The organism is Kordiimonas aestuarii (genome assembly GCF_025574465.1).
Taxonomy (GTDB): domain Bacteria; phylum Pseudomonadota; class Alphaproteobacteria; order Sphingomonadales; family Kordiimonadaceae; genus Kordiimonas; species Kordiimonas aestuarii.
In genome coordinates this window covers 50431-61044 of record NZ_JAOBPP010000007.1, presented here as the reverse complement: position 1 = coordinate 61044, position 10614 = coordinate 50431, and the positions used below count along the sequence as shown (strand labels likewise).

Sequence of the window (10614 nt, the reverse complement as noted above, 5' to 3'; positions counted from 1 at the left end):
AAACTCATAAAAGGGATTCCCAAACAGGCGAAGATATGATTCAACGCTTCTCAAATCATTGAGGAGGTTTTGATGCGCCGCCGCCGGTATGAACTGACAGATTATGAATGGTCGATCATAGAGCCTTTGCTGCCGAACAAGCCGCGCGGGGTGCCTAGGGTGGATGACCGCCGGGTGATCAACGGCATCTTGTGGCGCTTTCGGGCGGGAACGCCGTGGGCAGACATTCCCGAAAGATATGGTCCCTACACCACCTGCTACAACCGGTTTGTCCGCTGGCGCAAGGCCGGGGTGTGGGACCGACTGTTCGAGGCGGTGAGCAAAGCCCATGACGGTGACATCATTATGATCGACAGCAGCTGTGTCCGTGTGCATCAACAAGGGGCCACGGCAAAAAGGGGGATCAGGACGATGGCTGCATGGGCCGTTCCCGGGGTGGACTGACCACCAAAATCCACGCCCTCGTCGATGCGGATGGTCTGCCGATCAGGCTTTCGCTGACTGCTGGACAGACCCACGACAGCAAACCGGCCCTTGATCTGATTGAGGACATCAAGGAGGAAGCGATCTTGCTCGCTGACAAAGCCTATGATACCGACGCGCTTCGTGCCTTCACCACAGCGCGCAGAGCTTGGGCCAATATTCCGCCAAAAGCCAACCGCAAGCAGTCCTTTACCTTCAGTAAATGGCTGTACCGACACCGTAATCTCGTCGAGCGTTTCTTCAATAAGCTCAAGCACTATCGGGGCATTGCAACGCGCTATGACAAAAACCCGGAGAATTTCCTCGCCGCTGTAAAACTGGCTTCAGTCTGTATCTGGTTGAAAAATTATGAGTCTACGACCTAGTCAGCAGGCCAGATTTTTGACGTTGTGGACCCTTGCTTCTTCTGCCGCTTGGGTTTTGGCTTTTTCCGCCACACGACATACCTGACCTCAACACCATCACGAATACTGCGGCGCAATAGACGACCGGACTTGACCATATCCAACGCTTCAAGCGCTGTCCGCTTCTGGGTTTCGTCCGGCTCCCACTCTGCCAGGCCCATATAGCTGTCGCGTACCATTTGTGATGTATCTTCGGATACATTGTAGTTGCCTGACAGGTCAAAATACCGGTTCAGCGTGTTTTTCTTGGTCGGCAACTGGTTGGACATCTGCGAATAGACAAAATAGCCGTCATCCCTGACCATACCCTGAACATGTTCGGTCCATTCCTGATCCTCGCGAAACGCCCGCAGATCATCCATGCAGAACATCGCGTCATAGCTCAGCTTTTCACGCCTTGTCGGGTCCTCAAGGTGACGTGCAGGCATCACTCTTACAGACCGTGAATTCAGGAAAACGCGTTCGAGGTGGTCAAAACATTCATGTCGCCCTTCAAAGGCATCTACATTATACCCTCGTTCTGCCAGCGTGCGCACCAGCCTGCCACCACCTGCTGCAACAACGGCAACATGGGCACGCTTTGGCAAATCGCTGAACATAGCCATCTGGTCCAGAATTGTTAAGCTGATCGGTCGCTCGCAATAATCCATGTCCTGACCGTTGAACATAAGATCAAGCGCTAGCGAGAACGCAAGTTTCTCAGACAATAGATATCCCCTCGTCGGGCCCCACCCGCCTCAGTGAAACAAAACCTAAACATGTTGAGGGCCAAGGATCAATGAAATCCCGTCGACACCCAATCAAAAACATTTGATCATAGAAAGGTAAACAAAATGCACCACAACGGTCACGTGTGACGTATTTTTCTCCATTACGCTCTAGCGGCGCTAAATATTTGATTTTTCAATCAAAAACCGCGCGTACTGCCCTAGTTGATTGGTGCGTTTACCGAACATGGCGAAGGCCTTGTTCTTTGTCTGGCCGTGATAGTAGCGGTAATATATCTGCTGGATGATCACTGCGAGGCGGAACACGCCATAAACGAGATAGTAGTCAAATTTTGACAGGTCATACCCGGTTTCCCTGGCATATATCTCGCAGATTTCCTCACGGGTCAGCATACCGGGCGCGAGGCACGGCTGCATACACATACGGATCATGTCTTCCGGGTCACCCTTTTGCGACCAGTAGGCCAGGGTGTTGCCCAGATCCATGAGCGGATCACCGAGCGCACTGATTTCCCAGTCAAGTATTGCCTTGATTTCAAAGGGGTTTTCCTCGCACAAAATCACGTTGTCCAGCCGGTAGTCACCGTGCAATACCGCATGCCCCACTTCACCCGAAGGCATATGGTCTTCAAGCCATTTGCGCACATCCTCAAAGCTTTCCACGTCATCGGTGATCGCCTTTTCGTACCGTCGGTTCCAGCCCAGCACCTGTCGTTCGACATAGCCTTCTGGCTTCCCAAAGTCACCAAGACCCGCGGCTTTGTAGTCGACCTTATGGAGCTCAATCAGCTTATGAAAAAAGGAAAGACACAGCTTGCGGCCTTCCTCTTCGCCAAACCCCCAGCTTTCCGGAATTGTGCGTTCCAGCTTGCGGCCATCCACTTGTTCCATCACGTAAAATTCGGCACCAAGCGGGCTGTCTTCCTTCGGCATATGGAAATAGGTCTCCGGTACCGCTGGAAATGTCGGTTTCAGCGCGTTCATTACTCTGTATTCCCGGATCATGCTATGGCCGGATTTTGGCCGTGTACCAAATGGCGGACGGCGCAGGACAAAGTTCTTATTTGCATATTGAACCGAGTAGGTCAGGTTTGAGTGACCGCTGGCAAATTGACGGATCGTCGGTGTGCCTTCCAAGCCACCGATACGCTCCTTGATCAGACCGTCGACAAGCTTGACGTCAAGCTCTTCCCCTTCGCGGACCTGAACCGTTTTGTTCAATTCTTCTTCTGACATACCTGCCCCCTTATGCGGTCCAACCACCGTCCATCACCAGTGTCGTGCCAGTCGTGAACGCTGCTGCATCAGATGCAAGATAGAGCACCCCACCAACCATATCTTCTGGTTTGCCGGCGCGCGGAATCGGGAACTGACTGGTATACTTGGACAGCATGTCTTCGTTCGATGTGAACACTGCTGTCATTTTAGTATCGACAAGGCCCGGGCAGATTGCATTTACGCGGATACCGTCAGGGCCATATTCACGCGCAAATGCCTTGGTCATATTGATCATGGCTGACTTTGTCATCGAATAGATGCCTTGCAGGTGCCCAGGCGAAATTCCATTGATGGACGCCACATTGACAATCGCGCCGCCGCCCTGTTTCTTCATCATCTTCACGGCCTCTGCGGACAGATAGAACGGCCCCTTGAGGTTCACATCAACCGTTTTATCGAAGGCCGCCTCGGGCGTATCGCCGATATTGCCGTAAAACGGATTGGTGCCACCACAGTTTACCAGCACGTCAAGGCGGCCATATTCAGCCTTGATCCAGTCGAACACCGCGTGCACGTCATCCATCTTGCCCGCGTGCGCGGCCTTGGCATTGGCGTCCCCGCCGTCATCGTTAATGCTGGCCGCGACTTTGTTACAGGCTTCCTGATCGCGGGAGGAGACGATGACCTTGGCCCCGTTGGCAGCAAACGCACGCACAATCGCCTCGCCGATACCCCGACTTGAGCCCGAAACAAAAACGACCTTGCCGCTATAATCCATCAGTTTTGTATAATCCATGACACCCCCCTTAAATCGGCTTGCCCGTGTTCGCGAGTTGACGGCGGCGAAACTTGCGCATGCCCCCTACCCAGCGATCATAATCCTCAGCTTTCTTTCGGAAATAGCCCTCCACCTGCGGATGTGGGCGGATCATAAACTGCCCTTCCTTCATGCCAGCCAGGACACGGCTGGCAAATTCGTCCGCAGGCATGACCCCATCACCGGCCGCAGAACTTTTTTCCGCACCAGCGGTCATCTTTGATTTAACCGCCTGCGGACACAGGCACGCCACGTAAAGCCCGTCATCACCATGGTTGATTGCAAGGCTTTCGGTGAACCCCACAGCCGCGTGTTTGGTCGTGGAGTAGCTGATATCGCCAATCTGACTGAGAAGACCGGCCGCACTTGCGGTAACAATGAAACCGCAGCCTTCGCGTTTCAGCATGTCCGGCAGTACTGCACGGCATGCCAGGACATGTGCGAAAACATTCACCTGCCAAATCTTGTCCCACTGGCCATTTGTCTGGCTAATCGCGGTCCAATCAGGCGCGTCAGAGAAAATCACACCCGCATTCGAAAAATAGAGATCAATCAGTCCCATGTCAGCTTCAACTTCATTGGCAAATGTCTTGACAGCTGCCTCGTCCGTTACATCGAGCTTGTAGGCTTTCACGCCTGCGCCAATCTCACTCGCAACCGCCTGCGCACCCTTTTCATCCATATCAGCAAGCGCAACAAATTTTGCGCCTTCTGCCGCACATGCTTTTGCCAAAGCCGCGCCAATACCACTTGCCGCGCCCGTAATTGCAACGATCTTGTTTTTTACATCCATAAAATAAGGCTCCCTCCACACCGACAGGTATCAAGGCTTAAGCCGGATCGTCTCCAGCAGCGCTTTGAACCGTTCAGGTAATGAAGTGGGGCGACGTGTCTCCTTGTCCACATAAACATGGACAAAATAGCCTTCGGCAGCCGGAGCGGCCCGGCCGTCAGCAAAAAGGCCAATCTCGTACCGCACGCTGGAACGGCCAACATGGCTTACGGCGATACCCGCCTTGAGAGACTGGGGAAATTCAAGCGGTGAAAAATAACGGCAGCTGGTTTCTACTACCAAGCCAATCACGTCACCATCATGAATATCAAGCACGCCGCCTTCGATAAGGAAGCGGTTCACTGCTGTGTCGAAAAAGCTGTAGTAAACCACGTTGTTTACATGGCCATACAGATCATTATCCATCCAGCGGGTCTGAATGGGAGCGACATGCCCGTACGCAGACAAAGCCCGGGTTTCATATGTTTTTTCCGCCATGATTACCACGCTGCCTCGTAAATCGCACGGGCGTCATCCAACGTCACGGCGCGCGGGTTATTCACAAGAAGCCGGGTCTGCAGCATAGCATCTTCCGCCAGCATAGGCAGATCATTATGGCTTATCCCCACGTCACGCAAGCGGCGCTGCACCTTGGTTTCGATCGCGATCTGGTCCATCCAGCGAATAAAGTCGGCGGCACTGGTCCCCTGTCCGGCAAGTATTGCCAGTTCTGCATACAGCGTCCCCGCCGCTGCTTCGTTAAAACGCAGCACATGTGGTAACACCAGTGAGTTTGAAAGGCCGTGCGGGATATGAAAATGCCCGCCTAGTGGGTAGGCAAGCGCGTGCACGGCAGCGACCGGGGCATTGGCAAAGGCCTGCCCCGCCAGCAGCGCCCCAATCAGCATAGCCCGGCGCGCATCAAGGTTATTTCCGTCATCACACGCCGTGACAATGTTGTTGCCCAGCATCAACAATGCCTGCCGCGCGAAACCGTCGGAGATTGGGTTCTTTTTCAGCTTTGATGTGTAGGACTCGATGGCATGCACCATGGCGTCAATGCCCGTTGCTGCCGTAATATGCGCCGGAAGGCCGGTGGTCAGCGCCGCGTCAAGCACGGCAAGGTCTGCAAGCAGGGTGGCATCCACCACACCCATTTTCGTGGTCTCACCTGTCGTAATGATGGAGATTGGCGTGACTTCCGAGCCTGTTCCCGCGGTCGTGGGTATTTGCACAAGCGGCAGGCGCCCACCATTTATCTGGTCAATGCCATATATATCGGCGAGCTGTTGTTTACCCTGTGCGAGCACGGCAACAAGCTTGGCAACATCCATGGAACTGCCGCCCCCAAACCCGACAATAATGTCGGCATCGTGGGCCCGCGCGGCCTCAACCGCCTGCAATACAACGGCCTCGGACGGGTCGGCCTCCACGCCATCAAAGTGAGCATGGGCAAGCTCGGCAGCGTCCATTGAGGCTTGCACCTTCGCCACCATGCCCAGCTTCACAAGCCCCTGGTCAGTAATGATAAACGGTCGCTCAGCCCCAAAACGAGCCCGCAGTGTGCTGCCGAGTTGATTTGCGACGCCGTCCTCAACCAGAACGGAAGCAACACTATTGAAATTGAAAGCAATCATCTGGCACCCCGCATGCCAGCATCAAAACTACTTCAACTGGCGTTCGACATTTTTCCTGAGTTTATCAGTATAGGGCGGCACAATGCCGAGAACACCCCCGATCGATAATTTTGGATGGCGAAGGACAGATTTCAGGTGGCTGAATTCCTGAAAGCCATCATAACCATGATAGCGGCCCATGCCGGAATTTCCGATGCCACCGAAAGGCAGGTTTTCATGCGCGCCATGCCACAGCACATCATTAACAGTCACCCCACCGGACGTCGTCTTGCTCAACATCTTGGCCTCCTCGGCGCTATCGTCACCAAAGTAATAGAGCGCCAGGGGACGTTCATGCGCATTAACATAATCAATCACCTCATCGGTGTCTTCATAGGTGCGCACAGGCAAAAGCGGACCAAAAATTTCCTCCTGCATTAATTTCATGTCTTCAGTGGGGTCAAGCACAAGCGCAGGAGGCAGCTTGTTGGCTTTATTCTGCCCGGCAAAATCTTCCTTCGCCGGGTTTATGACACGGATGTCGGCACCCTTCGCGCTTGCGTCGGCAATATAGCCTTCAAGCCGCTCCCGATGCCGGGTGCTGATGATTGAGGTATATTGGTCGTTCGACAGCATGGTCGGGTACATGGCGCTGACCTTTTTCGTGTAGCGGTCCACAAATTCGTCCCGACGGCTGCGGTCGATGTTAAGATAATCCGGCGCCAGGCAAATCTGCCCCGCGTTCATCAGCTTGAATGTCGCAACACGCTCGACAACCTTGTCAATGTCCGCGCTTTTACCAACGATTACCGGGCTTTTACCCCCCAGTTCAAGTGTGACAGGTGTAAGGTTTTCACTCGCAGCCCGCATGACCAGTTTGCCGACCATAGGTGCGCCTGTGAACATCAAGTGGTCCCACGGCTGGCTTGAAAATGCCTGGCTGGTCTCCACAGCGCCATTGACCACCGCCACTTCTTCGCGAGCAAAATGCTGTTCAAAAACTTCCTTGAAAAAGGCAGATGTCCGCGGTGTATGCTCGCTGGGTTTGATTGTCACGCGGTTGCCGGCCGCCAGCATCTGAGCAAGCGGCACAAACACCATCGTCAGCGGGAAATTCCAAGGCGTAATCAAACCAACAACACCTTTTGGCTGCGGCACAACCCGTGCCTTGGCACCCAGAAGGCCCAGCGGAAACTGAAGCGACCGCTTTGACGGCTTCATCCATTTATCGACATGTTTGATAGCGTCTTTAAGCGCGCCCGCCGACGCCACGACATCGGCAAACAATGTTGTTTCCGCCGACCGGTTGCCAAAGTCCTCCGAGATCAGTCGGATGTATTCATCCTTGTGATCAAGAAGACAAGCCAACGCACGCTTGAGGCGGTCTTTGCGCACAGCGGCCGAAACATCACCTTCAGCCAGATAACTGGCTCGTTGCGCCGCTAAAATGGCTGCGATTTCTTCTTTAGGTGTTTCAACCTTATATGTCCCGTCCATGGTCACTCCCCTTCCGACGATGAACTTATTCATTCAATAAGGTAGAACGCATTTTCTGGACTTCAAAGTCCAAAATTGAAAACACACCAAAAAGTGAAACTATTTCGCCTTTCTTGCATCCTCAGGCGGATTTCAATAGCCGAATGGGCGACGATACCTCATTGCCAACCGCCTCCTCCCGCGTATCGCGAATCTCGGAAAGGAAACGCTCCACCTCATTCTTGAGGGCATCGGCCTCGCCCATCAACTGGGTCGCATGTTCCTGAAGCTCGGACGTCATTGCTTCGGTTTCAGTGGCAGCCTGGCCAACGATGGAAACACTTTCACGCACCAGCGAGGTGCCCGCCGAAACATGCTGGACATTTTTAGCGATTTCCTCTGTCGCGGCGGCTTGCTGTTCAACAGCCGCTACAACAGATTGGCTAACCTCGTGCATTTCGCCAATGATCCTGCCAATGCGGTTGATCGCGCCACCGGCGTCACCAGAAACGCGTTGAATTTCGTCAACATAGGTTGCGATCTCCTCAGTGGCACGTCCGGATTGGGCAGCAAGCCCCTTCACTTCGTGGGCAACAACCGCAAAACCACGCCCTGCATCCCCTGCTCTTGCAGCTTCAATGGTGGCATTGAGTGCCAGAAGATTCGTCTGGTCTGCAATGTCGCGGATCATTTTCACCACGACACCAATCTGGTCGGCAGCTTTAGCCAGTCCCGCCACAGTCTCGGTTGTACGTGTTGCCTCACCAACGGCACTTTGTGCCACCTGCGCGCTATGGCCCAACTCGTTTCTCACGGAACGAAATGAAACCGAAAGTTCCTCAGTCGCACCGGCGACCGCGTTTACGTTGCCGGAAGCCTCCGTGGTCGCATTATGGGTATTTTCCACTTGAAGATTGGTTTGTTGGGCATTCTGCACAAGCGATGAAGAGGCATCAGCCATGCGCCGTGATGCTTTGTTAACAGCGTCAACAACACCCATCACGCGGCGCTCAAATGCATCCGCCATCTGAAGACGCTGTTGCATACGTGCTTTACGACGATCAGCCCGCTCCTGTTCTTCCTCCCGTTGACGGCGCTGCATCAGTTCCGCCTGCTCTACCTCTCGTGCCCGGCGCGCATCCGCGGCCAACGCTTCAGATGCGCGTTTTTCTTCTGCCAAGCTCTCAAGCTCAAAAGCTTTGTCCTTGAACACAGCAGCAGCCTGCGCCATACGCCCCAGTTCGTCCCCCCGGTTGGTGTGAGGAATCGCGACAGATTTGTCGCCATCGGCAAGTTTGCTGACAGCCTCTGTAATTCTGCCCAGAGGATTTGCGACAGAACGGCCAATATACCAAGCTAGGGCTGCTGCAATCAGCGCCCCAATCAACAGGCCGATAAAACTCTGCCGTGTTGACCCTTCCACGGCACTCATCATGTGGTTGAGAGCCAATGTCTGCCCTGCCCGCGTGCCGGACTTGATCGCCTCTGTCACGACTTCGACCTGCCGGGCGGCAGCATCAAGCTGATCGAGGGCTGCGTGAACGGCTGTGGCCGTTGCATGCTTCTGACGCAAACTTTGGCGAATAACGTCACTATCCCTGCGCATGTAGCGCACCGCGGCCTGCTCCCGCCGTGGCACCCCGCGCATGAAGCCCATGACTTTCTGAACGATCCCATCGAGCGCTTCCGACGTCGTGATGGCTGCGTCGAAATCTGTACTCGCGCCACTGGACACATAGGCAATACTGGCTTGGTTAAACGTCGTGACGAGTGGCGAAATCTGCTGTGCCAAAGCTTTTTCGTCATCACTCCGATTAGCGAGGAAATCAACAAGGTTTTTTGCACTTTGTTCAAGCTTGCCGACACCAATGACCACCACCTGAAGCGCGTCACCTTCGTTCCCCAGACGGTTCTCCATGGCAGTAAAAACCTCATCAAAGGACGTTGCTACAGCAGCCAGGTCCTCAACTGTCCTTTCTTCGTTGTTTGCGATGAGCAGCTTTTCGACCTGCTTGCGGCTTTTGTTGGCGCGGGTCCGCGCTTCGGTCATTTTTTCCTTGTCTGCTTCAAGCCCGGAAAAGGAATAAGCACGAAGGGCCATGGTCTGGGTCGCGATATCAGCCGTGTAGTCATTCACTAGGCGAACAATGTCGGTCTTGGCAATTATTTGATTAGACGCGCCATCAAGGCCACGAAGACCAAAGGCGGAAATGAGATTTGCTGCCGCCAAGGTGACGATCACCGCAACAAAACCAAGTAAAATTCGAAGACGCACCGAAAAACGCATCACAAAAGCCTCGCTATCCTGCAGCCTGCGCGCCTGAAACGCAGCAATGACATAAGCCTGATTATTTTGCGAGGCAGCCTAGAGGCGGTGCGTGACAGTTTTGTTTCCCAACCATCACGTTTTGGAGAGTGTTTTAAACCGTTGCAATTAAGCGTCACGGATAGAGTTCGGCGATCTCCCAGGATGAACCAGCCTCATACAGCCGGAACGTCACACGTTCATGCAGGCGAAACTTCCTGTCTCGCCAAAACTCGAAATATGCGGGTTTCAACCGGAAGCCTGACCAACAATCCGGGCGTGGCACGTCTCCTACTCCGAATTTTGCTGTGTATTGCGCAATCGCGGCCTCAAATTCGAACCGGCCAGCCATCTCGCGGGACTGTTTTGAAGCCCACGCACCAATGCGGCTCGCGCGGGGGCGGGAGGCGAAATAAGCGTCTGCTTCTTCGGTGGTCACCGGTTCAACAGCGCCCTCGATCCGCACCTGGCGCCGCAACGATTTCCAATGAAACAACATGGCAACATTTGGGTTCTCGGCAAGTTCCCGGCCCTTCCTGCTTTCGAGGTTGGTGAAAAAAACGAGGCCGTTTTCATCGCAACCTTTCATCAACACCATGCGTAAACTTGGCACCCCACCTTGGGTACAAGTCGCGAGAGCGACAGCCGTCGGGTCATTGGGCTCGCTCTTTTCCGCTTCCGCCAGCCACGATTGAAGCCGCTCGAACGGCTCCTTGAATTCCGCTGTTTTTTCACTCATATCCTGCCCTTATCTCTGCACAAAGTTGCTTCACTATAGGCATACGCCGAACGATG

The 10614-nt window shown here is 54.1% G+C and carries 10 protein-coding genes; 1 reads left to right on the top strand and 9 read right to left on the bottom strand.

What is annotated here, in order from left to right:
* Window positions 1-72 precede the first annotated feature (72 nt).
* A protein-coding gene (locus tag OEU85_RS00785; RefSeq protein ID WP_262689381.1) for an IS5 family transposase occupies window positions 73-848 on the top strand; the annotation gives its coding sequence in 2 pieces (ribosomal slippage) (window positions 73-388 and window positions 388-848; 777 coding nt in all).
* On the opposite strand, the gene OEU85_RS00780 is transcribed toward OEU85_RS00785, so the two are convergent.
* The 9 genes from OEU85_RS00780 to pdxH all read right to left on the bottom strand — a co-directional run bounded on the left by OEU85_RS00780 (window position 845) and on the right by pdxH (window position 10558).
* Window positions 845-1594: a methyltransferase domain-containing protein gene (locus OEU85_RS00780; protein ID WP_262689524.1), complete on the bottom strand. Its 750-nt coding sequence runs from the start codon at window positions 1592-1594 to the stop codon at window positions 845-847. The genes OEU85_RS00785 and OEU85_RS00780 overlap by 4 nt on opposite strands.
* A 180-nt stretch (window positions 1595-1774) precedes the next feature.
* On the bottom strand, window positions 1775-2851 hold the full coding sequence (locus OEU85_RS00775; RefSeq protein ID WP_262689523.1) for a phosphotransferase family protein: 1077 nt from the start codon (window positions 2849-2851) through the stop codon (window positions 1775-1777).
* Window positions 2852-2861: 10 nt separating this feature from the next.
* Window positions 2862-3629, bottom strand: a complete 768-nt coding sequence (locus OEU85_RS00770; protein ID WP_262689522.1) for a glucose 1-dehydrogenase — start codon at window positions 3627-3629, stop codon at window positions 2862-2864.
* A 10-nt stretch (window positions 3630-3639) separates the two neighbouring features.
* Complete coding sequence (locus OEU85_RS00765) at window positions 3640-4443, bottom strand: SDR family NAD(P)-dependent oxidoreductase (RefSeq protein WP_262689521.1); 804 nt, start codon at window positions 4441-4443, stop codon at window positions 3640-3642.
* 30 nt (window positions 4444-4473) lie between these two features.
* A complete protein-coding gene (locus tag OEU85_RS00760; RefSeq protein ID WP_262689520.1) occupies window positions 4474-4920 on the bottom strand; it encodes an acyl-CoA thioesterase in 447 nt (148 codons plus the stop codon).
* A gap of 2 nt (window positions 4921-4922) precedes the next feature.
* Window positions 4923-6059: an iron-containing alcohol dehydrogenase gene (locus OEU85_RS00755; protein ID WP_262689519.1), complete on the bottom strand. Its 1137-nt coding sequence runs from the start codon at window positions 6057-6059 to the stop codon at window positions 4923-4925.
* Window positions 6060-6086: 27 nt separating this feature from the next.
* Complete coding sequence (locus OEU85_RS00750; protein WP_262689518.1) at window positions 6087-7535, bottom strand: coniferyl aldehyde dehydrogenase; 1449 nt, start codon at window positions 7533-7535, stop codon at window positions 6087-6089.
* 121 nt (window positions 7536-7656) lie between these two features.
* Window positions 7657-9801: a HAMP domain-containing methyl-accepting chemotaxis protein gene (locus OEU85_RS00745; RefSeq protein WP_262689525.1), complete on the bottom strand. Its 2145-nt coding sequence runs from the start codon at window positions 9799-9801 to the stop codon at window positions 7657-7659.
* Between the two features lie 154 nt (window positions 9802-9955).
* Window positions 9956-10558, bottom strand: a complete 603-nt coding sequence (pdxH, locus tag OEU85_RS00740; protein ID WP_262689517.1) for a pyridoxamine 5'-phosphate oxidase — start codon at window positions 10556-10558, stop codon at window positions 9956-9958.
* Window positions 10559-10614: the final 56 nt, after the last annotated feature.